Raw genomic sequence first — 20,813 nt, 5'->3', positions numbered from 1 at the left:
AACTAACGCTCCTGCTGGTGAGTGGGGCTCGGGAAGCTGCCGGTCTGGCCGGTGTTGGCCCGACCCTGCGCGATGCCCCGACGGAGATTGGTCAGCCGGCCGCGTACGTCATCAGGCGCACGCGAGACCTGCGGACCGGCTTGGTGCTGTTGCTGCTGAGCCGTGCCCGGGACGAGGTTCGCCCGGGGCACCCGGCGCGGCAGGCCGGAGGTGGTGACGCCGCCCGCGGCCGGCTGCCGTACGCGCTCCGCCTGCCGAACGAGGTCGTCGTTCGGAGAGGTGCGCCAGGAAGTCGGGGCGGGACGCTGAGGGGGAGCCGCGGGAGCCTGCGGCTGGGGGGCCGGCGCGGAGCCGTTCCCGTTGCTGATCGGCCGGCCGCTGGGCTGGCCGTTCTGCCGGCCGTTCGGGACGACTCCGTTGGAGCCGGTTCCGTTCGTGCCGTTCTGCGGGTCCTGGCCGCCCTGACCGTTCTGGCCCTGACCGTGGAACCAGTTGGTCTCCAGCGTGTCGTACAGCGGGGTACGACCGTCACCCGGACCGGCCGGCGGCAGCGCCTCGGGCTCCGGACGGGTGGGACGCTGCTGCGGACGCGGCGGGACGGGCTGACGCGGGGGACCGAAGTCGCCGCCGTTGCCGTTGGCCTGCGGGCGCTCGAACTGCCCGGTGCCACCGGGGTTCTGACGGCCCGGCAGAGAGTGCTGGCCGGTGGAGCCGTTGTCGTAACCCGGCACCGCGAACTGCCCGGTGGAACCGTTGTCGTAAGCCTGCGGGACCGCGAACTGGCCCGTGTTGGCGGGGTTGTTCGGGTTGTTGGCGTTGCTCTGCTGGTTCGGTCCGTGGTTCGGGCTGCCGAAGACGTCCGAGCGGACGAACTGGCCCGTGTTCTGCGAGCCGTTCGCGCCCTGCTGCGGCGCGTCGAGGTCCGGACGGGGGAACTGCCCGGTGTGGTGCGGCGATTCCGCGCCGGGACGGGCGAACTGGCCCGTCTGCTGCGGGTTGCCGTTGGCGCCGAAGTCGGGGCGGGCGAACTCGGAGGTGGAGGCCGGGCCCTGCCGCTCGTCGTAGCGCGGCACCGCCGGCATCTCGCTCGTCGCGTCGATCCGCGGCATCCGGGAGGTCTCGTCGTGACCGCGCGGGGTGTCGAGGGAGGCCCGCGGCACCGGCGGCTGCGCGTTCTCGTCGCTCCAGCTCGGCGTGCGGGGCTGCTGCGGGTTGCCGCCCGGCAGCTCGGCGCGCGGTCCACCGCGGCCCGGCAGCAGCGGCTGACGACGTCGGCCGCCGCCACCCTGTCCCTGCTCGGCGGGCGCGTTCCCACGCCCGGCCTGCGGCGGTACGGCACCACGGGCGCCGCCGAAGCTGTCCTGGCCGAAGCCGTCCTGACCCACGGACTGCATGCCCTGCGTCGAGCCCGGTCCCTGACCGAACCCGGCACCCGCACCCGCGGGAGCCGGCCGGCCCTGGGGGGCACCGCCCTGGGACTGCGGTCCACGCTGTCCGCCCGGTCCGCCCGGACGACCGCCGCCCTGGCCCGCACCCGCACCGGGCAGCGCGGCCCGCGGACCCTGACCGGCGGCGAGCCGGCCACCGGAGGGGGCACCGGCACCGAGGGCGCCACCGCCCGGCGCACCCGCGCCGAGGGCACCGCCCGCCGGAGCACCGGCACCGGCCTGACGTCGGGCCGCGGCCATACCGGCGGCGGCCTGCGCGGCGGCCGGAGCGCCCGCGGCACCCTGGCCCGGCTTGCCCTGCGTCTTCTTGCCGCCCTGGGCGACATCGACGGGCAGCATGACCAGCGCGGTCGTACCACCGGAGTCGGAGGGGCGCAGCTGGATGCGGATGCCGTGGCGCTGCGAGAGGCGGCCGACCACGAACAGACCCATGCGGCGGGAGACCGAGACGTCCACGGTGGGCGGCGAGGCGAGCCGCTCGTTGATCGCCGCGAGGTCCTCGGGGGAGAGGCCGATACCGGTGTCGTGGATCTCGATCAGGACGCGGCCGTCGGGCAGCGCGTGACCGGTGACCTTGACCTTGGTCTGCGGCGAGGAGAAGGAGGTCGCGTTCTCCAGCAGCTCGGCGAGCAGGTGCACGAGGTCGTTGACCACGCGGCCGGCCACTTCGGTGGTCGGCACGGAGGCCAGCTCGATGCGCTCGTACTGCTCCACCTCGGAGGCGGCGGCGCGCAGCACGTCGACCAGCGGGACCGGACGGGTCCAGCGGCGGCCGGGCTCCTCACCGGCGAGGACCAGGAGGTTCTCACCGTTACGGCGCATGCGGGTCGCGAGGTGGTCGAGCTTGAAGAGCGAGGAGAGCTGGTCCGGGTCGGCCTCGCGCGACTCCAGTTCGGAGATGAGCGAGAGCTGACGCTGGATGAGGCCCTGCGAGCGGCGCGAGAGGTTGGTGAACATCGCGTTGACGTTGCCCCGCAGCATGGCCTGCTCGGAGGCGAGGCGGACCGCCTCGCGGTGCACGTCGTCGAAGGCCGCGGCCACCTGGCCGATCTCGTCCCGGGAGTGCACACCGACCGACTCGACGGAGGTGTCGACGTCCTGCGGGTCCGACTCGGAGAGCTGCTTGACCAGCTCGGGCAGCCGGTCCTGGGCGACCTTGTTGGCCGTCTCCTGGAGCCGGCGCAGCGAGCGGATCATGGAGCGGGCGATGACGAACGCGCCGACCAGGGAGACACCGAGCACGAGCAGGATCAGCGCACCGGAGATGATCGCCTCGCGCTCGGAGGCGGAGCGCAGCTCGCGGGCCTTCTGCTCCATGTCCTCGAGCAGCGTGTGCTCGATCTTCTTCATCTGGTCGATCTTGGTGGAGCTGTCGTCCACCCAGTCCTGGTAGGACCGCTTCTGCAGGTCGTCGAGGCCGTCGGTGCTGGCCAGCGCGCGACCCGCGTAGGTGTCGGTGGCCTTGATCGTGGCGTTGTTCTCCTCGATGGGCTTGAGGAGGTTGGCCGCGGCCTCGGTGCCGTAGATGCTCTTGAAGCTGCGCAGTTCGGAGGTCTGGCTCTGCAGGGCCGACTGGGCGTAGAGCCGGTCGTTGTCCGAGAGGTCACCGAAGGTGTTGTTGGTGACGGGCAGCGCGGCCGCCAGGACCGCGCGCTGCATCGACGCGTACTCCTTGGCGGAGGAGAACGACGCCAGGGCGCGCGTGCGCTGGATCATCTCGGGGTTGCTCGTGGCCTCGGCCATGTCCTGGGAGAGGTCGAGCAGGTGCGTGATGAGGCGGTGGTAGGCCTCCACCGTCTGGGTGGAGTTGCCCTTGGCCTCGTAGGCGGTGGAGCGGATCTTCGCCAGCTGGTCGAGGTCGCTGACCACACCGACCAGGCTCTCGCGGACGCCCTGGAGGTTGCCGTCCTTGCTGGAGGTGTCGATCTCCTCGGCCGCGTCCACGAAGTTCTGGACGGCGCGGTCGGATGCGTCCCGGTAGCCCTTGACCGTGTACGCGCTCGACTTGGAGCCGTGCGCGAGCGGGCCGGCGGACTCGTCGCGCTCCTGCTGGAGCGCGGCGGCCAGCTCGGTGGCCTGCTTGGTCATGTCCGTCAGCAGCTTCATGTTGTCGAGCTGCTGGATGTCGTCCATGTTGTCGCTGATGCGCAGGGCGCCCAGCGAGGTGGCCGCGACCACGGGCAGCGCGAGCAGCGACACCAGGCGGGTGGAGATTCGCCAGTTGCGCAGCGCCACGCGCGGTCCGGGGCCACTCGGGCCCTTGGGCGGTTTGACCGGGGGAGCGGGCGTACCCGCGGGCCCTCCGGTTGCGGACGCACCAGGGCGCCCGGCGGCTCCGCCGTCGCCGGACGGGGCCGGGCCCGGGTTCTGGGCGTGCTGGGGCGAGGAGCTGCCAGCCTTGGGGCCAGCCCCGCCGTGCGGCTCCGGCTCCGCCGAAGCACTGCCATCCCTCTTGAAACGTCCCTGCACTAGCGTCGCAACCTCTGGACCAGGCACCCCTCCGCGTGAACGGAAGGACACGGTGTCGGCGTTGGGGAACGCCCTGAACGCGCGCCCCAATGTTTGGTCGTGAGTGACCGGCGCTGGTTCCCCCTCTCGCCGCCACTGGCGCTGAGTTCACGCCCCCTGTGCGCCGGCTCGATCCTGCGGCGGTCCGTGGAATTCCAGCACAGTGCCGGATCTCCAACAAGGCCCGTGGGCCATGCCGTGACCTACGTGACAGCACGTGAGTGGCGAGTCACCGGACGTAGAAAGTGATCTCCTGCATATCGGACTTATGTCCGCGAGTCGACCCCTTACGGGGGGTGTCCCAGTCGCCATGATCAGGAGCGGAATGATGCCTTCAGGCGCCCAATGTCCCTTTCGTCAGGGTCGGTTGCGGGCCTGAATTGACCGGTTTGCCCAGGGGTCCGTGAGCAAACTCACACGGGGTTCAGGGGGTCCCGGCGTCTTCGGAGGGGAATTGCATGTTTAGCCTGACGCTTTACAAGACGTAACACTTTGACAACCGCGCCCGCCAGAGCCCGTATCGGCCCTGGTCCGGGGGCCCGTACACGACAAGGTCACGTACAACGGTGAAGACGACGATGATGTTCCGCACGATAGCCAACCCGCGGCGCACGACGCTGATGCACCTCGATGGCGCGGAGGAACTGCAGACCCTGGAGCAGCAGGAGCACTCCGTCGACCTCCCCGCCAACACCGCCAACCCCCGCCGCACCATCCTCATGGAACTGCCCGAGCCGGCAGCCGTCGCGCAGTAGTACGCGCCGCGGGGGCGGGTGATTCAGAAGTGCACGGTCGGGCGCGCGCCGTAATGCGCGCGGCCCGGCCCTCCTCACCGCGTTAGCCTGGAGCGTCAGACTCCAGCCGGCTCAGTGAGGGGCGCCAGGATCCCGTGCGCATCGCCAGATTCTCCATCGACGGGAACGTCGCCTTCGGCGCGGTAGAGGGCGACAAGCCGGACGAGCTCGTCCTCGACATCATCAAGGGCATCCCGTTCACGGACTTCGAGCTCTCCGGCACGAAGGTCCCGCTCAGCAAGGTCCGGCTGCTGCCGCCGGTGCTCCCCAGCAAGGTCGTGGCCTTCGGCCGCAACTACGCGGAGCACGCGCGCGAACTGGGCAACGAGGTCCCGGACGCCCCCTTCGCCTTCTTCAAGCCGTCCACCTCGGTCATCGGCTCCGGCGACGAGATCCAGTACCCGCCCTTCTCCGAGGAACTCCACCACGAGGCCGAACTGGCCGTGGTCATCGGCCGGTTGTGCCGTGAGGTCCCGCGCGAGCGCGTCCAGGACGTCATCTTCGGCTACACCTGCGCCAACGACGTCACCGCGCGCGATGTCCAAAAGCGCGAGAAGCAGTGGGCCCGGGCCAAGGGCTTCGACACCTCCTGCCCGCTGGGCCCCTGGGTGGAGACGGACCTCGACCTCGCGACGGCGTCCGACCTGACCGTCCAGCTCACGGTCAACGGCGCCCAGCGCCAACTCGGCCGTACCAGCGAGATGATCCACTCGATCGAGGATCTGATCGTCAACATCACCGAGGCCATGACGCTGCTCCCCGGCGACGTGATCCTCACGGGCACCCCGGCAGGCGTCGGACCGCTCACCGTCGGCGACGAGGTCGCCGTCACCATCGAAGGCATCGGCACTCTCACCAACAAGGTTGTCAAGCGTGGCTAGCGCACCCGGTTCCCCCGTACGCGTCCGTTTCTGCCCCTCGCCGACCGGTAACCCCCACGTGGGCCTGGTCCGCACCGCCCTGTTCAACTGGGCCTTCGCCCGCCACCACCAGGGCACGCTGGTCTTCCGCATCGAGGACACCGACGCGGCCCGCGACTCCGAGGAGTCCTACGGCCAACTCCTCGACGCGATGCGCTGGTTGGGCTTCGACTGGGACGAGGGCCCCGAGGTCGGCGGCCCGCACGCGCCGTACCGCCAGTCGCAGCGGATGGACATCTACAAGGATGTCGCGCAGAAGCTCCAGGACGCCGGCCGCGCGTACTACTGCTACTGCTCCACCGAGGAGCTGGACGCCCGCCGCGAGGCCGCCCGCGCGGCCGGCAGGCCGTCGGGCTACGACGGTCACTGCCGCGACCTCACCGACGAGCAGAAGGCCGCGTACGTGGCCGAGGGCCGCACGCCCATCGTCCGCTTCCGCATGCCCGACGAGACGATCACCTTCACGGACCTGGTCCGCGGCGAGCTGACGTTCACCGCGGAGAACGTCCCGGACTACGGGATCGTACGAGCCAACGGCGCCCCGCTGTACACGCTCGTCAACCCGGTCGACGACGCTCTGATGGAGATCACCCACGTTCTGCGCGGCGAGGACCTGCTCTCCTCCACCCCGCGCCAGATCGCGCTCTACAAGGCGCTGATCGACCTGGGCATCGCCCAGCAGATCCCCTCCTTCGGGCATCTGCCGTACGTGATGGGCGAGGGCAACAAGAAGCTCTCCAAGCGTGACCCCGAGTCGTCCCTCAACCTCTACCGCGAGCGCGGCTTCCTGCCCGAGGGACTGCTCAACTACCTCTCCCTGCTGGGCTGGTCGCTCTCGGCCGACCAGGACATCTTCACGGTGGACGAGATGGTCGCGGCCTTCGATGTCGCCGACGTGAACCCCAACCCGGCGCGCTTCGACCTCAAGAAGGCGGAGGCGATCAACGCCGACCACATCCGCCTCCTGGACGTGAAGGACTTCACCGAGCGCTGCGCCCCGTGGCTGCGGGCGCCTTTCGCCCCCTGGGCGCCGGAGGACTTCGACGAGGCCAAGTGGCAGGCGATCGCCCCGCACGCGCAGACCCGTCTGAAGGTGCTGTCGGAGATCACGGACAACGTCGACTTTCTGTTCCTGCCGGAGCCGGTCGAGGACGAGGCGTCCTGGACCAAGGCGATGAAGGAGGGCTCCGACGCCCTCCTGCGCACGGCCCGCGAGAAGCTGGAGGCGGCCGACTGGACCTCGCCCGAGTCCCTCAAGGAGGCCGTCCTGGCCGCCGGCGAGCTCCACGGCCTCAAGCTCGGCAAGGCTCAGGCCCCGGTCCGGGTGGCGGTCACCGGCCGCACGATCGGCCTCCCGCTCTTCGAGTCCCTGGAGATCCTGGGCAAGGAGAAGACCCTGACCCGCATCGACGCGGCCCTGGCGAAGCTGGCCGCGTAACGCACGCACGCGTGGAGGGCGGTGGCCGATACGGTCGCCGCCCTTCCGTTTTTCTCCATGCCGATGTGGGGTGATCGACGGCGCCCGTTCATGATCGGTTCGCGGAGATGTCGTGAGCGGCCTCAATTCTCATGATCATGTCATCCTGGAGAACTTCCCTGAGACTGGCCGTCCCCGCGGGCGTCACCGCCCTGCTGCTGGCCGCCGGCGGCACCCTGTCCTACGCGTCCGCGGCCAACTGGACGTACATGAACGACTACGAGGGCAACTGTCTGGTCGCCTCGGCGACGACCGACAAGGTCTGGTCGGACACCTGCAACGACGCGCTCTCCACCCGCAACTGGCACTGGGGCTCGGTGACCCAGGACGGCTTCGGCTACACCTTCCGCCGACTGGTGAGCAACGCCAACGGCGACTGCCTCACCACGGACTGGAAGTCCCAGAACAACGCTGTCTGGACGAGCCCGTGCGGCGGCAGCGGCCAGCAGTTCTGGAACGGCGACGACAACCGCCTCATGAACCTCTGGGCGCACCAACTGCGCACCTCGGACAACGGCGTGGCCATCTACAGCAGCACGGCCGAGGTCACGGACCAGATCCCGATCGAGCGGTTCGTCTGGTGGGGCGCCCACGACTGACGGGTTGGGTTACCGTCGGATCATGAGCATTCGTGCGGTGGTCTGGGACGTCGACGACACTCTTTTCGACTACACGAGCGCCGACCGGATCGGCATGGGCGCGCATCTCGCCGCCGAGGGCCTGCTCGACGGGTACGGCACCGCCGAGCAGGCCGTCGCCCACTGGCGGGAGATCACCGATCAGCAGTGGGCGAGGTTCTCGGCGGGCGAGACGACCTTCGAGGGCCAACGCCGGGACCGCGTACGGGTGTTCCTGGGCGAGGAGTTGAGCGACGCCGACGCGGACAAGTGGTTCCGGCGCTACATGACGCACTACGAGGCCGCCTGGGCCCTCTTCCCGGACGTGCTGCCCGTCCTGGACGCCCTCGCGGCCAGCCACCGGCACGCGGTGCTCTCCAACTCCAGCATCACCGTCCAGGACCGCAAACTGCGCACTCTGGGCGTCCACGACCGCTTCGAGGTCATCCTGTGCGCCGCCGAACTCGGCGTCTCCAAGCCCGAGGCCGGCGCCTTCCTGGCCGCCTGCGACGCCCTGGAACTCACCCCTGATCAAGTCGCTTACGTCGGGGACCATCCGGAGATCGACGGCCGCGGTGCGGCGGACGCCGGACTGCTGTCGGTGTGGATCGATCGCGGTGGTGTGTACGCCGGCGGGGACGCCCCCACCCGCCCTCACCGGATCGCCTCCCTCGCCGAACTCCCCATGATCCTCGGCTCGGATACCCGTTTTGGAGCCCCGTCCACCTTCGGGTAATGTTCTTCCTGCGCCGCCGGGGAGCGGGCCGAAAGGCCGGAAACCGAAGGTGCACGCTAGAACAAGATCCCCACAGGGGCTTGCGTTCCAGTGGCCTATGGTGTAATTGGCAGCACGACGGTTTCTGGTTCCGTTAGTCTTGGTTCGAGTCCAGGTAGGCCAGCTCGCAGAGCTCATCTGCACACGTGGAGATCAGCTCCACGAAGCCCCCGTTGTGTAGCGGCCTAGCACGCTGCCCTCTCAAGGCAGTAGCGCCGGTTCGAATCCGGTCGGGGGTACAGATCCTTCCCGGGGAAGCAGTACGGGTCGCACCCGCTGTCTCCCATGCAGGATCGCTAGGGCCCCCGTTGTGTAGCGGCCTAGCACGCCGCCCTCTCAAGGCGGTAGCGCCGGTTCGAATCCGGTCGGGGGTACGCTTTTCCTTGAATTGCATTGGTCTATGGTGTAATTGGCAACACTACGGTTTCTGGTACCGTCATTCTAGGTTCGAGTCCTGGTAGACCAGCTCTGATCTGCAGAAACGCAGAATCTAGGCCCCCGTTGTGTAGCGGCCTAGCACGCCGCCCTCTCAAGGCGGTAGCGCCGGTTCGAATCCGGTCGGGGGTACGCATTCGATGGCTCTTCGCCTTAGCGGGTTCGCTGAGGTGGGGGGCCGTTTTCGTTGTTCGGCGGGTGCGGGTCTGTGGGGGCTGAACGCGCAGTTCCCCGCGCCCCTCAGGTGGGACCAGTGCGCCCCTGCTGACACGTTGAACCCGGTCAGGGCCTGCCGCGGCGTTGAGGCCGGCCCTGTTGGGTTGTGATCGTCAGCTGGTGCGGCGGAGGGCCTCCGAGAGGCGGCCCGCGGCGTCGATCACCGCTTGGGCGTGCATGCGGCCGGGGTGGCGGGTCAGGCGCTCGATGGGGCCGGAGACCGAGACGGCGGCCACCACGCGGTTGGAGGGGCCTCGGACCGGGGCCGAGACGGACGCCACGCCCGGCTCGCGTTCACCGATGGACTGGGCCCAGCCCCTGCGTCGTACGCCCGAGAGGGCCGTCGCCGTGAAGCGGGCGCCCTGCAGGCCCCGGTGCAGACGCTCCGGCTCCTCCCAGGCCATCAGGATCTGGGCGGAGGAGCCGGCCTTCATCGTCAGGGTCGAACCGACCGGGACCGTGTCCCGCAGTCCGGACAGGCGTTCCGCGGCGGCGACGCAGATGCGCATGTCGCCCTGGCGGCGGTAGAGCTGGGCGCTCTCGCCCGTGATGTCCCGCAGATGCGTGAGGACCGGGCCCGCGGTCGCGAGCAGGCGGTCCTCGCCCGCCGCCGCGGCCAACTCCGCGAGCCGGGGGCCGAGAATGAAACGGCCCTGCATGTCACGTGCCACCATGCGGTGGTGCTCCAGGGCCACCGCCAGGCGGTGGGCCGTTGGTCGTGCGAGTCCGGTGGCCGCGACCAGCCCCGCGAGGGTGGCCGGGCCGGACTCCAGGGCGCTCAGGACAAGGGCCGCCTTGTCCAGAACGCCCACGCCGCTGCTGTTGTCCATGAAACGATACTCCCGTCTCACTCTGTGAAACGCAAGTTCATTTTTCCGTGAGACGCGCAACCCTGGATGCATGGCGGCCCGAAGACCGACGGGCCTGGTGGCGGGTGCCCGGGTACAGGGGCGCGGGCGTCGCCTCCACAGATCTCTAGTTGGGCCGGCGCGTCATGGCCGGCCGGAGGGAAAGCGATGGGTAGGACACTCGCGGAGAAGGTCTGGGACGACCACGTCGTCCGGCGCGCCGAGGGCGAGCCCGACCTCCTCTTCATCGATCTGCACCTGCTGCACGAAGTGACCAGCCCGCAGGCCTTCGACGGGCTGCGGCAGGCGGGGCGTCCCGTGCGCCGGCTCGACCTCACCATCGCCACCGAGGACCACAACACCCCGACCCTCGACATCGACAAGCCCATCGCGGACCCGGTCTCCCGCGCCCAGCTGGAGACGCTGCGCAAGAACTGCGCCGAGTTCGGGGTGCGCCTGCACTCGCTCGGCGACGTCGAGCAGGGCGTCGTCCACGTCGTGGGCCCGCAGCTGGGTCTGACCCAGCCCGGTACGACGGTCGTCTGCGGCGACTCCCACACCTCCACGCACGGCGCGTTCGGCGCGCTGGCGTTCGGTATCGGCACCTCGCAGGTCGAGCATGTGCTGGCCACCCAGACGCTGCCGCTGGCCCGCCCCAAGACCATGGCCATCACAGTCGACGGCGAACTGCCCGACGGCGTCACCGCCAAGGACCTGATCCTCGCCATCATCGCGAGGATCGGCACCGGCGGCGGCCAGGGCTACATCCTGGAATATCGCGGCTCGGCCATCGAGAAACTCTCGATGGAGGCCCGCATGACCATCTGCAACATGTCGATCGAGGCCGGCGCCCGCGCGGGCATGATCGCCCCCGACGAGACCACCTTCGCGTACATCAAGGGCCGCGCCCACGCGCCCGAGGGCGAGGACTGGGACGCCGCCGTGGCGTACTGGAAGACGCTGAAGACCGACGAGGACGCGGAATTCGACGCCGAGGTCGTCATCGACGGTCCCTCGCTGGCGCCGTTCGTCACCTGGGGCACCAACCCCGGTCAGGGCGCGCCGCTTTCGGCCTCCGTCCCCGACCCTGCTTCGTACGAAGACGCTTCGGAGCGCCTCGCCGCCGAAAAGGCCCTGGAATACATGGGGTTGGAGGCCGGTCAGCCGCTGCGCGACATCAAGGTGGACACCGTCTTCGTAGGTTCATGCACCAACGGCCGTATCGAGGACCTGCGGGCGGCCGCCGAGATCGTCAAGGATCGCAAAGTCGCCGACGGCGTACGGATGCTGGTCGTCCCGGGGTCCGCGCGGGTCGGTCTGCAGGCCGTCTCCGAGGGCCTGGACGTCGTCTTCAAGGACGCCGGTGCCGAATGGCGGCACGCCGGTTGCTCGATGTGTCTGGGCATGAACCCCGACCAGCTGGCGCCCGGTGAGCGCTCCGCGTCCACCTCCAACCGCAACTTCGAGGGCAGGCAGGGCAAGGGCGGCCGTACGCACCTCGTCTCGCCGCAGGTCGCCGCCGCGACCGCCGTGTTGGGCCATCTGGCCTCGCCCGCCGACCTGTCCGACGCCCCCGTGCCCGCTGGAGTCTGAGAGTCATGGAAGCATTCACCACGCACACCGGCCGGGCCGTTCCGCTGCGCCGCTCCAACGTCGACACCGACCAGATCATCCCTGCTCACTGGCTCAAGAAGGTGACCAGGGACGGTTTTGAGGACGGACTCTTCGAGGCCTGGCGCAAGGACGCGAACTTCATCCTCAACCGCCCCGAGCGCGAGGGCGCGACGGTCCTGGTGGCAGGACCCGACTTCGGCACCGGCTCCTCCCGCGAGCACGCCGTGTGGGCGCTGCAGAACTACGGCTTCAAGGCCGTCATCTCCTCCCGGTTCGCCGACATCTTCCGCGGCAACTCGCTCAAGAACGGCCTGCTCACGGTGGTTCTGGAGCAGAAGATCGTGGACGCGCTGCAGGAGCTCACCGAGAAGGACCCGCAGGCCGAGGTCACGGTCGACCTGGAGGCCCGCGAGGTGCGGGCCGAGGGCATCACCGCGGCCTTCGAACTCGACGAGAACGCCCGCTGGCGGCTGCTGAACGGGCTGGACGACATCTCCATCACCCTCCAGAACGAGGGCGACATCTCCGCGTACGAGGCCAAGCGCCCCTCGTACAAGCCGCGGACGCTTCCGGTCTGACCCAGCGGGCCGAAGCCTGACGAGTTTCGGCCACCACGGACCCTTCCTGTACCCCCGATCAGCCCGATCGGGGGTACAGCCGTGTCTGTACCCGAACGGCCCTGCGAGCGTTCGCAGTCGCGGGCAACTTCCCACGTTATAGGGGCTGTTGCAGGGGTAGTCGAGGGTAGTAACCGTGACTTCCGCAACCGCCCGGAAGGCCGTTTGAGGCATCAGTTGCGACCCCCGCAGGCGACAACTCGCCCCAGATGGCACAATCTGTGCATGGAACGCGACGGCCAACTCAAGCTCTATGCGGCAGTCGCGGACCAACTCAAGGAAGCGCACACAAGGGTGCGCTCACTGCAAGTCCCGGAGGGCGTACGGATGGCGCTGACCCGGAAGCTGCTGGTCATTACGGCCGCGGCCAAGCACGATCTCGCCGACGCGGCAAGGCGTCTGGAGCGGTTCAGGTCGGACCTCGACGAGGGTCGATTCCCCGAAGAGGAACGCTGAACACGTCCCAGGCAGTCGAAACCGTTGCGGCACAAGGGTGATAAGCCCGTTTCGTGTTTGATTTGCGGTATATATCTGCCTAACGTGCGAAAAAGCTTGAACACTTTCGTTCTGGCAATGTCTCCGAAGGGGAAGACGTGAACAAGGCGCAGCTCGTAGAAGCGATTGCCGACAAGGTCGGTGGCCGTCAGCAGGCCGCCGAGGCGGTGGACGCGGTCCTGGACGCCATCGTCCGTGCGACCGTCGCAGGGGACCGGGTCTCGGTCACCGGGTTCGGCTCGTTCGAGAAGGTCGACCGTCCGGCTCGCTACGCCCGCAACCCCCAGACGGGCGAGCGGGTTCGGGTCAAGAAGACCTCCGTTCCGCGCTTCCGCGCGGGCCAGGGCTTCAAGGACCTGGTGAGCGGCTCGAAGAAGCTCCCGAAGAACGACGTCGCCGTCAAGAAGGCGCCCAAGGGCAGCCTGAGCGGCGGAGCTTCCGCGACGGTCAAGAAGGCCGCGGCCAAGAAGGCCGCTCCCGCGAAGCGGGCGTCCGCCGCCGCCAAGAAGACGACGGCGCGCAAGACGACGGCCAAGAAGACCACGGCCACCGCCAAGAAGACGACCGCGAAGAAGGCCACGGCCAAGAAGACCTCGGCCACCGCCAAGACCACCGCGGCGAAGAAGACCACCGCCAAGAAGGCGACGGCCAAGAAGGCCCCGGCGAAGAAGGCGACGGCCAAGAAGGCCCCCGCCAAGAAGTCCGCGGCGCGCACGACCACCGCCAAGAAGGCCACCGCCCGCAAGAGGTAAGGGCGCACGGGCACTCACGCGCCGGGCCGGACTCCGCAACGGAGTCCGGCCCGCGGCGCGTTGGGGACCTTCGGAAGGAACCGGGGGCCGTGGAGGGGGCGTTCAGAAGGTCTGGAGCGTCACCAGCGTGATGCGGCGGGCCTCGCCCGCGCCCTCGGTCTCGATCCGCACCCGCTGCCCGGGCCGCAACAGCCGCAGCCCGCCCGCGTCGAACGCCGGCGCGTCGAAGGGCACCGGGGTGCCGTCGTCGAGCAGCACCTGCCCGCTGCGGGTCTCGGAGTCGTAGGTGTACGCGGTCGCCTGCATGGCCGAAGCCTAGTGCTCCGCGGTGGGCGAGGGTACGACGGCCCGACGCACTGACGCCGGCCTGACGGCGTCCGTCCAGCGTCCCCGATCGGCAACTCTGCGGGTCCCGCGGCGCCGGCGGTGGCTACTGCCCCGGAATCAGCAACTGCGCGGCCACCGCGGCCGTCCGGGGACCCACGCCCATCGCGAGTGCCGCGCGCAGATCGGCCCCGGTATCGACGTCCTGGCGTACCGAATCCACCGCGTCCAGAGGGAGCTCCACCGCTCCGGACGTGCGGTGGCGGGAGCGGGATTCCGTGCCGAATGCCGGGAGCAATTCCCGGTGCGGGGCGGCGGCCAGCAGAGTGGTGCCGATTGCGGCCGCGTCGGCGAGAAAGGCGCGGGGGAATTCGGCGGCCGCGTCCAGTACCCGGGCCAATTCCAGGGGGCGCAGTGCCGGGAGATCGGCGTTGAGGGCCGCCACGGGACTTCCCGGGCGCTGGGCGCGTATGACGGACGTGCCGTGCGCCAGGGCGCTGTTCAGGCCGCCCGGCGGCTCGTCGGCGACGATCCGCGCGCCCAGCGCGGCGAGCTCGCGGCCGGCCAGGGCGTCGCCCGTGACGACCGCCACATCCCGGACCGCGGGGCAGGCCAGGGCCGCTGCCACGGTGTCCTGGGCGAAGGCCAGGGCGAGGCCGGGGCGCAGCGCGTCGGCCGCGGTGTCCGAGAGCCTGCTCTTGGCCTGAGCCAGGGCTTTCAGGGGTATGACCAAGGTCCACTGCACGAGCGTTTCGTCCCTCTCTTGTCGCGGCCATTGTCACTCAGCCGTCACCTGGTCCATCTGGCGGTCGCGCCACCGGGGCGTACGGTGTTCTCGACAGACCGACGGCCTGGGGCGACACTTGTGCGGCCCCCCGGGCCCTGGAGGAAGGTGTTCGCGTGTCCCGCCGCAGAATCGGCTTCTGGTACCGCCTCGCAGCGGTGATCGCCAAACCGCCGCTGGTGGTTCTGATCAAGCGGGACTGGCGGGGAATGGAGCACATTCCGGCCGACGGTGGATTTATCACCGCGGTGAACCACAATTCTCACATCGACCCCTTCGCGTACGCGCACTTTCAGTACAACACCGGGCGCGTTCCGCGATTCCTCGCGAAGAGCGGTCTTTTCAACAAGGGATTCGTCGGCGCCATGATGCGCGGCACCGGCCAGATCCCCGTCTACCGCGAGACCACCGACGCGCTGAGCGCCTTCCGGGCCGCGATCGACGCCGTGGAGCGCGGTGAATGCGTCGCGTTCTACCCCGAGGGCACCATCACCCGGGACCCCGACCAGTGGCCCATGACCGGCAAGACCGGCGCCGCGCGCGTGGCCCTGCAGACCAAGTGCCCGGTGATTCCCGTCGCGCAGTGGGGCGCCAACGAACTCCTGCCGCCCTACGCCAAGAAGCTGCACGTCCTGCCGCGCAAGACCTCGCACGTCCTCGCCGGCCCGCCCGTGGACCTGTCTCCCTTCTACGACAAGGAGATGTCCCCGGACGTTCTCAAGGAGGCGACCGAGGTCATCATGGCCGCCATCACCGGTCTGCTGGAGGACATCCGCGGCGAGAAGGCGCCCGAGACCCCCTACGACCCGCGCCAGGAACGGATCGAGCAGCGGCGCAGGACCGCCGAGCAGACCCGGCAGGCGCAGGCGCACGCGAAGGCCGAGCGGGAGAAGGCCGCAGAGGTGAAGGCCGCCGAGGTGCAGGCCGCGGAGGCGAACGCCGAACAGGCGCAGGCGACACAGGCGAAGGCAGCACAGGAAGAGGGGCAGGGCGCGTGAGCAAGTCCGTCAAGGCGGCGGTGTTCAGCGCCGGTTCATGGGGTACGGCGTTCGGCATGGTGCTGGCCGACGCGGGGTGCGAGGTCACCCTGTGGGCGCGCCGCGCGGAGGTCGCCGAAGCCATCAACTCCACCCGGACCAACCCCGACTACCTCCCCGGCGTCGAACTCCCGGAGAACCTGCGCGCCACCACCGACCCCGCCGAGGCCGCCGCCGGCGCGGACTTCACGATCCTGTCGGTGCCGTCCCAGTCGATGCGCGCCAACCTCGCCGAGTGGACACCCCTCCTCGCGCCCGACACGGTCGTCGTCTCCCTCATGAAGGGCGTCGAACTCGGCTCCGCCATGCGGATGAGCGAGGTCATCGAGGACGTCGCCAAGGTCGGCGCGGACCGCATCGCCGTGGTCACCGGGCCCAACCTGGCCCGGGAGATCGCCGCCCGCATGCCGGCCGCCGCCGTGGTCGCCTGCACCGACGAGGCCGTCGCTCAACGGCTCCAGTCCGTCTGCCACACGCCGTACTTCCGCCCGTACACCAACACCGACGTGGTCGGCTGCGAGTTGGGCGGCGCGGTGAAGAACGTCATCGGGCTCGCCGTCGGTATCGCGGACGGCATGGGCCTGGGCGACAACGCGAAGGGTTCGCTCATCACGCGCGGGCTCGCCGAGACCACCCGGCTCGGCATGGCGCTGGGCGCCGACCCGCTGACGTTCTCCGGACTCGCGGGCCTGGGCGACCTGGTGGCGACCTGCTCCTCGCCGCTGTCCCGCAACCACACCTTCGGCACCAACCTCGGCAAGGGCATGACCCTCCAGGAGACCATCGCGGTCACCAAGCAGACCGCCGAGGGCGTCAAGTCCTGTGAGTCCGTGGCGGATCTGGCCCGCCGGCACGGAGTGGACATGCCGATCACGGAGACGGTCGTCGACATCGTGCACGAGGGCAAGCCTCCGGTGGTCGCCCTCAAGGAGCTGATGTCGCGCAGCGCGAAGCCCGAACGACGTTGAGCGACCCCGCCCTGCGGACGCTGACTCAAGCCACCACCACCGGGTACTCTCAACGCGATATGAGCACCGAGAACCTCTCCCAGAGCCCTGAGCAGCCTGCTCGCAAGCCGCGTGTGGCCGTCGTGTTCGGCGGCCGCAGCTCCGAACACGGGATCTCCGTGGTCACCGCCGGCGCCGTGCTGCGGGCCATCGACCGGACCAAGTACGACGTCCTGCCGATCGGCATCACCCAGGACGGCCGGTGGGCGCTCACCGCCGACGAACCCGACCGCATGGCGATCAGCGAACGCCGTACGCCCAACGTCGAGGACCTCGCCGAGTCGAGCGAGGGCGGAGTGGTGCTCCCCGTCGACCCCGCCAACCGCGAAGTCGTCTACAGCGAACCGGGATCGGTGCCCAAGGCGCTCGGCGAGGTCGACGTCGTCTTCCCCGTCCTGCACGGCCCCTACGGCGAGGACGGCACCCTGCAGGGACTGCTGGAGCTCTCCGGTGTCCCGTACGTCGGTTCGGGTGTGCTCGCCTCGGCCGTCGGCCAGGACAAGGACTACATGAAGCGGGTGTTCACCTCCTTCGGGCTCAAGGTCGGCCCGTACGTGGTGATCCGGCCGCGTGAGTGGGAGCGCGACGAGTCGGCCGCCCGCAAGAAGATCGTCGACTTCGCCGCGGAACACGGCTGGCCGCTCTTCGTGAAGCCCGCGCGCGCGGGTTCCTCGATCGGCATCACCAAGGTCGACGACCTCTCCGGCCTCGACGACGCGATCGCCGAGGCCCACCGCCACGACCCGAAGATCCTGGTCGAGGCGGCGCTTCGGGGGCGCGAGATCGAGTGCGGGGTGCTGGAGTTCGAGGACGGGCCGCGGGCGTCCGTTCCCGCGGAGATCCCGCCGCCGGACGCGCATGCCTACTACGACTTCGAGGCCAAGTACATCGACTCGACGCCGGGCATCGTCCCCGCCCCGCTCACGCCGGAGCAGACCGCCGAGGTGCAGAGGCTCGCGGTGGAGGCCTTCGAGGCGGCTTCCTGCGAGGGTCTGGTCCGTGCGGACTTCTTCCTCACGGAGGACGGCGAGTTCGTGATCAACGAGATCAACACGCTGCCCGGCTTCACGCCGATCTCCATGTATCCGCAGATGTGGCAGGCGAGCGGCATCAACTACCCGGACCTGGTGGACCGTTTGATCCAGGCGGCACTGCGCCGCTCAACGGGCCTGCGCTGATTGAGGTTTGGGCTAGTCGGCGATCCCCTCGGGGATCGCCTTCTTTATTGCCGGTGCCAGGTCGACGAGGGGTGCCACGCCGTTTCCCGTACGGGCCTTCGGGATGGTGACCTCCACGTACGCCGTCCGCAAGGTCGTGGTGAAACGGAACGACCCGTCGTCCTGTTTCTCCAGCAGCCAGCCGACCCCGTTCACCTCGACCCCGTCGGCCTCCGGATCGCTCATCTTCTCGGGTCGTTCGACACCGCAGCGCAGTATGATCGCCGCGTTCCCCCACCCCGCGGTCAGCGCGGACGCGGGCGCGGGATCCCGGCGGGCCTGGCCGTCGACCTTCGACGGCAGCGCACTGTCCAGTTTCCGGCACAGCTTCGTGACCTTCGTACCCGGCGAGGGAACCGCCGCCGACGGGCTGTCGTCTGCTGAGGAGCAGCCCGTCGCGGCGAGCAGCAGGGCGAGGGCCGGCGGCCCCAGGACAGTGCGGTGCCGGTGACGGAAGAAGTTCACCGGCCAAGGGTAGACGGGGGCTACAGATGCACGACCGGGCAGGTCAGGGTGCGGGTGATGCCGTCCACCTGCTGGACCTTCGCGACCACCATGCGGCCGAGGTCGTCCACGGTGTCGGCCTGGGCACGCACGATCACGTCATAGGGTCCTGTCACGTCCTCGGCCTGGATCACCCCAGGAATCTTGCTGATCGTCTCGGCGACGGTCGACGCTTTGCCGACCTCCGTCTGGATCAGGATGTACGCCTGTACCACGGAACCTCCAGGGCGGCCACGAGGATCATGTGGGGAAAAGGAACGCCACGGTATCGCGTCGCCGCTCACCACGGGGAGACCCGCGGAGAGGGCGGAGCGTGCGCCGAGGCGCGGGCACGGCAGAGGGTGACGGTCCATATGACCGTATCGAGGACACTGATGACGCGCGACCGGGCACGGCCAGGGACAGAAGGGGAGCTGGGGACATGAAGGGCACTGTTGGTGAGCTGGGAGAGTTCGGGCTCATCAGGGAGCTCACCTCCCGTCTCACCACCACCCCGGCGGTCCGGGTCGGCCCCGGCGACGACGCCGCCGTGGTCGCCGCGCCCGACCGACGGGTCGTGGCCAGCACCGACATCCTCCTGGAGGGGCGGCACTTCCGCCGGGACTGGTCCACGGCGTACGACGTGGGCCGCAAGGCCGCCGCGCAGAACCTCGCGGACATCGCGGCCATGGGCGCCGTGCCGACCGCGCTGCTGCTGGGTCTCGTCGTCCCGGCCGAACTGCCGGTGACCTGGCCGAGCGAGCTGATGGACGGACTGCGTGACGAGTGCCAGGTGGCGGGCGCGTCCGTGGTCGGCGGCGATGTCGTACGAGGCGACACGATCATGGTGTCGATCACGGCACTCGGCGATCTGCGGGGCCACGAGCCCGTCACCCGGGGCGGCGCCCAGCCCGGCGACCTCGTCGCGGTGACCGGCTGGCTGGGCTGGTCGGCGGCCGGGTTCGCGGTGCTCTCCCGCGGGTTCCGCTCGCCGCGCGCCTTCGTGGAGGCGCACCGGCGCCCCGAGCCGCCCTACCACGCGGGTCCGGCGGCCGCCGCGCTCGGTGCGACCGCGATGTGCGACGTCAGCGACGGACTGATCGCCGACCTCGGGCACATCGCCGAGGCCAGCAAGGTCCGGATCGACATCCGCTCCGGCGCGATCGACATCCCGTCGCAGATGAACGACATCGGCCAGGCCGTCGGGGTTGACCCGATGCAGTGGGTGCTGACCGGGGGAGAGGACCACGCGATCGTGGCGACCTTCGCGCCGGACGTGAAGCTGCCGGCCCGCTGGAAGGTCATCGGCGAGGTCCTCAACCCCTCGGCGCTGCCCCAGGTGACGGTGGACGGGGCGCCCTGGACCAGCAAGGGCGGCTGGGACCACTTCGGGGACATCGAGTCGTGACGCCCGGCGTGCTCACGAGGCCCAACGTGCTGACCGTGGCCGGCTCCGACTCCGGCGGAGGGGCCGGAATCCAGGCCGACTTGAAGACGATGCTCGCGCTCGGCGTGCACGGCATGAGTGTCCTCACGGCGGTCACCGCGCAGAACTCCCTGGGTGTGCAAGGGGCTTGGGAGCTGCCGGTGGAGGCGGTGCGGGCGCAGTACCGCAGCGTCGTGGACGACATCGGCGTCCAGGCCGTGAAGACCGGGATGCTGGCCTCGGCCGAACTGGTCGAGGCGGTCGCGGAGTTGATCGGCGGGACGGACGCGCCGACCGTCGTCGACCCGGTGGGCGTCTCCAAGCACGGGGACCCGCTGCTGGCGGCCACCGCCCTGGAGTCGGTACGCGAGCGGCTGCTGCCGGCGGCCACCGTGGCGACCCCGAACCTGGACGAGGTGGCCCAACTGACCGGCGTGCACGTCGAGTCGGAGGAGCAACTGCCGGAGGCCGCCGCGGCCGTGCTGGCGTACGGGCCTCGATGGGTGCTGATCAAGGGCGGTCATCTGGCGGGCGACGCCGTGGACCTGCTCACGGACGGCTCCGAGGAGCACTGGCTGCGGGCGCCCCGCTACGACAACCGGCACACGCACGGCACGGGCTGCACCCTCGCCTCGGCGATCGCCTCTCAGCTGGCGAAGGGCCAGTCCGTGCCGGAGGCGGTGAAGGCCGCGAAGGAGTACGTCACCGGGGCGATCGCGGCCGGCTTCGCGCTCGGCGCGGGGATCGGACCCGTGGATCACGGCTGGGCCCTCGGGCCGAAGGCGGGGCCGGGTGCTCCCGCGTGATGTCCGTGGGCGGGGCCACGTGCCTGCGTAGCCGCGGTAGCCGCGGCCTTGGGAACATCGGCGGCTCGGAGGGCGGCTCGGGGCCGTACAAGCCGTCTGTGAGGCGCTACTGGGCTTCGGGTTCTGGGGTGGCGGTCCGGGCACAGCAAAAAGCCGGTCCACACGAGGTGGACCGGCTCAGTGCGGCGAACCAGCAGTGGCTACGCGCTCAAC

General features: G+C 69.9%; 20 protein-coding genes and 5 tRNA genes. 19 read left to right on the top strand and 6 right to left on the bottom strand.

Annotated elements, in window-relative coordinates; all coding sequences use genetic code 11:
• Positions 1-2: 2 nt before the first annotated feature.
• Positions 3-3,917: a nitrate- and nitrite sensing domain-containing protein gene (locus ACIQI8_RS18145; protein WP_402351114.1), complete on the bottom strand. Its 3,915-nt coding sequence runs from the start codon at positions 3,915-3,917 to the stop codon at positions 3-5.
• 605 nt (positions 3,918-4,522) lie between these two features.
• Between ACIQI8_RS18145 and ACIQI8_RS18140 the strand changes: the two genes are divergently transcribed.
• The 10 genes from ACIQI8_RS18140 (at position 4,523) to ACIQI8_RS18095 (ending at position 9,106) form a co-directional block, all read left to right on the top strand.
• Complete coding sequence (locus tag ACIQI8_RS18140) at positions 4,523-4,711, top strand: hypothetical protein (protein WP_402351111.1); 189 nt, start codon at positions 4,523-4,525, stop codon at positions 4,709-4,711.
• 134 nt (positions 4,712-4,845) lie between these two features.
• Positions 4,846-5,631: a fumarylacetoacetate hydrolase family protein gene (locus tag ACIQI8_RS18135; protein WP_123997513.1), complete on the top strand. Its 786-nt coding sequence runs from the start codon at positions 4,846-4,848 to the stop codon at positions 5,629-5,631.
• Positions 5,624-7,108: a glutamate--tRNA ligase gene (gene gltX / locus ACIQI8_RS18130; protein ID WP_402351106.1), complete on the top strand. Its 1,485-nt coding sequence runs from the start codon at positions 5,624-5,626 to the stop codon at positions 7,106-7,108. Before ACIQI8_RS18135 ends, gltX begins: the two co-directional genes overlap by 8 nt.
• 137 nt (positions 7,109-7,245) lie before the next feature.
• On the top strand, positions 7,246-7,746 hold the full coding sequence (locus ACIQI8_RS18125; RefSeq protein ID WP_402351103.1) for a hypothetical protein: 501 nt from the start codon (positions 7,246-7,248) through the stop codon (positions 7,744-7,746).
• Between the two features lie 22 nt (positions 7,747-7,768).
• Complete coding sequence (locus ACIQI8_RS18120) at positions 7,769-8,500, top strand: HAD family hydrolase (RefSeq protein WP_402351100.1); 732 nt, start codon at positions 7,769-7,771, stop codon at positions 8,498-8,500.
• A 91-nt stretch (positions 8,501-8,591) separates the two neighbouring features.
• Positions 8,592-8,663, top strand: a tRNA-Gln gene (locus ACIQI8_RS18115).
• A 42-nt stretch (positions 8,664-8,705) separates the two neighbouring features.
• Positions 8,706-8,778 (top strand) — tRNA-Glu (locus ACIQI8_RS18110).
• 62 nt (positions 8,779-8,840) lie between these two features.
• A tRNA-Glu gene (locus ACIQI8_RS18105) sits at positions 8,841-8,913 on the top strand.
• Between the two features lie 20 nt (positions 8,914-8,933).
• Positions 8,934-9,005 (top strand) — tRNA-Gln (locus ACIQI8_RS18100).
• A 28-nt stretch (positions 9,006-9,033) separates the two neighbouring features.
• Positions 9,034-9,106, top strand: a tRNA-Glu gene (locus tag ACIQI8_RS18095).
• Positions 9,107-9,303: 197 nt separating this feature from the next.
• Here ACIQI8_RS18095 and ndgR read toward each other — a convergent pair.
• Positions 9,304-10,020, bottom strand: coding sequence for an IclR family transcriptional regulator NdgR (gene ndgR, locus ACIQI8_RS18090; protein ID WP_123997509.1), 717 nt, complete (start codon positions 10,018-10,020; stop codon positions 9,304-9,306).
• Positions 10,021-10,206: 186 nt separating this feature from the next.
• Here ndgR and leuC point away from each other — a divergent pair, with 186 nt between their 5' ends.
• The 4 genes from leuC (at position 10,207) to ACIQI8_RS18070 (ending at position 13,516) form a co-directional block, all read left to right on the top strand.
• Positions 10,207-11,631: a 3-isopropylmalate dehydratase large subunit gene (gene leuC, locus ACIQI8_RS18085; RefSeq protein WP_402351096.1), complete on the top strand. Its 1,425-nt coding sequence runs from the start codon at positions 10,207-10,209 to the stop codon at positions 11,629-11,631.
• Between the two features lie 5 nt (positions 11,632-11,636).
• Positions 11,637-12,230 carry a 3-isopropylmalate dehydratase small subunit gene (leuD, locus tag ACIQI8_RS18080; RefSeq protein ID WP_402351093.1) on the top strand — a complete coding sequence of 198 codons (594 nt, stop codon included), beginning with the start codon at positions 11,637-11,639 and terminating at the stop codon, positions 12,228-12,230.
• 264 nt (positions 12,231-12,494) lie between these two features.
• Entirely contained in the window at positions 12,495-12,725 is a 231-nt protein-coding gene (locus tag ACIQI8_RS18075) for a hypothetical protein (protein ID WP_402351090.1), read from the top strand.
• A gap of 137 nt (positions 12,726-12,862) precedes the next feature.
• A complete protein-coding gene (locus tag ACIQI8_RS18070) occupies positions 12,863-13,516 on the top strand; it encodes an HU family DNA-binding protein (RefSeq protein ID WP_402351087.1) in 654 nt (217 codons plus the stop codon).
• Between the two features lie 102 nt (positions 13,517-13,618).
• On the opposite strand, the gene ACIQI8_RS18065 is transcribed toward ACIQI8_RS18070, so the two are convergent.
• Positions 13,619-13,822, bottom strand: a complete 204-nt coding sequence (locus tag ACIQI8_RS18065) for a hypothetical protein (RefSeq protein ID WP_280880171.1) — start codon at positions 13,820-13,822, stop codon at positions 13,619-13,621.
• Between the two features lie 124 nt (positions 13,823-13,946).
• The gene (gene cofC, locus ACIQI8_RS18060) at positions 13,947-14,585 is read right to left on the bottom strand and encodes a 2-phospho-L-lactate guanylyltransferase (protein ID WP_402351083.1); all 639 of its coding nucleotides are present in this window, start codon (positions 14,583-14,585) and stop codon (positions 13,947-13,949) included.
• 155 nt (positions 14,586-14,740) lie between these two features.
• Here cofC and ACIQI8_RS18055 point away from each other — a divergent pair, with 155 nt between their 5' ends.
• Genes ACIQI8_RS18055 through ACIQI8_RS18045 form a run of 3 tightly spaced genes read left to right on the top strand, consistent with a single transcriptional unit; the run spans position 14,741 to position 17,846 of the window.
• Positions 14,741-15,622 carry a lysophospholipid acyltransferase family protein gene (locus ACIQI8_RS18055; protein ID WP_402351080.1) on the top strand — a complete coding sequence of 294 codons (882 nt, stop codon included), beginning with the start codon at positions 14,741-14,743 and terminating at the stop codon, positions 15,620-15,622.
• Positions 15,619-16,629, top strand: coding sequence for an NAD(P)H-dependent glycerol-3-phosphate dehydrogenase (locus tag ACIQI8_RS18050; protein ID WP_402351077.1), 1,011 nt, complete (start codon positions 15,619-15,621; stop codon positions 16,627-16,629). The genes ACIQI8_RS18055 and ACIQI8_RS18050 overlap by 4 nt, the downstream gene beginning before the upstream one ends.
• A gap of 59 nt (positions 16,630-16,688) precedes the next feature.
• Positions 16,689-17,846, top strand: coding sequence for a D-alanine--D-alanine ligase family protein (locus ACIQI8_RS18045; RefSeq protein ID WP_402351074.1), 1,158 nt, complete (start codon positions 16,689-16,691; stop codon positions 17,844-17,846).
• Between the two features lie 12 nt (positions 17,847-17,858).
• On the opposite strand, the gene ACIQI8_RS18040 is transcribed toward ACIQI8_RS18045, so the two are convergent.
• Both ACIQI8_RS18040 and ACIQI8_RS18035 read right to left on the bottom strand, forming a co-directional pair.
• Positions 17,859-18,350 carry a DUF3515 domain-containing protein gene (locus tag ACIQI8_RS18040; RefSeq protein WP_402351071.1) on the bottom strand — a complete coding sequence of 164 codons (492 nt, stop codon included), beginning with the start codon at positions 18,348-18,350 and terminating at the stop codon, positions 17,859-17,861.
• Positions 18,351-18,370: 20 nt separating this feature from the next.
• Positions 18,371-18,604 (bottom strand): Lrp/AsnC family transcriptional regulator, encoded by a 234-nt coding sequence (locus ACIQI8_RS18035; RefSeq protein ID WP_003997603.1) that lies wholly within the window; start codon positions 18,602-18,604, stop codon positions 18,371-18,373.
• Positions 18,605-18,810: 206 nt separating this feature from the next.
• Between ACIQI8_RS18035 and ACIQI8_RS18030 the strand changes: the two genes are divergently transcribed.
• Together ACIQI8_RS18030 and thiD are read left to right on the top strand one after the other, a co-directional pair.
• Entirely contained in the window at positions 18,811-19,776 is a 966-nt protein-coding gene (locus ACIQI8_RS18030) for a thiamine-phosphate kinase (protein ID WP_402351067.1), read from the top strand.
• Positions 19,773-20,600, top strand: coding sequence for a bifunctional hydroxymethylpyrimidine kinase/phosphomethylpyrimidine kinase (gene thiD / locus ACIQI8_RS18025; RefSeq protein ID WP_402351064.1), 828 nt, complete (start codon positions 19,773-19,775; stop codon positions 20,598-20,600). Before ACIQI8_RS18030 ends, thiD begins: the two co-directional genes overlap by 4 nt.
• Positions 20,601-20,813 lie beyond the last annotated feature (213 nt).

It is taken from the genome of Streptomyces sp. NPDC092369 (genome assembly GCF_044755245.1).
Classification (GTDB): domain Bacteria; phylum Actinomycetota; class Actinomycetes; order Streptomycetales; family Streptomycetaceae; genus Streptomyces.
The sequence above is the reverse complement of the archived record's forward strand: the minus strand, read 5'-3'. Positions and strand labels throughout refer to the sequence as shown.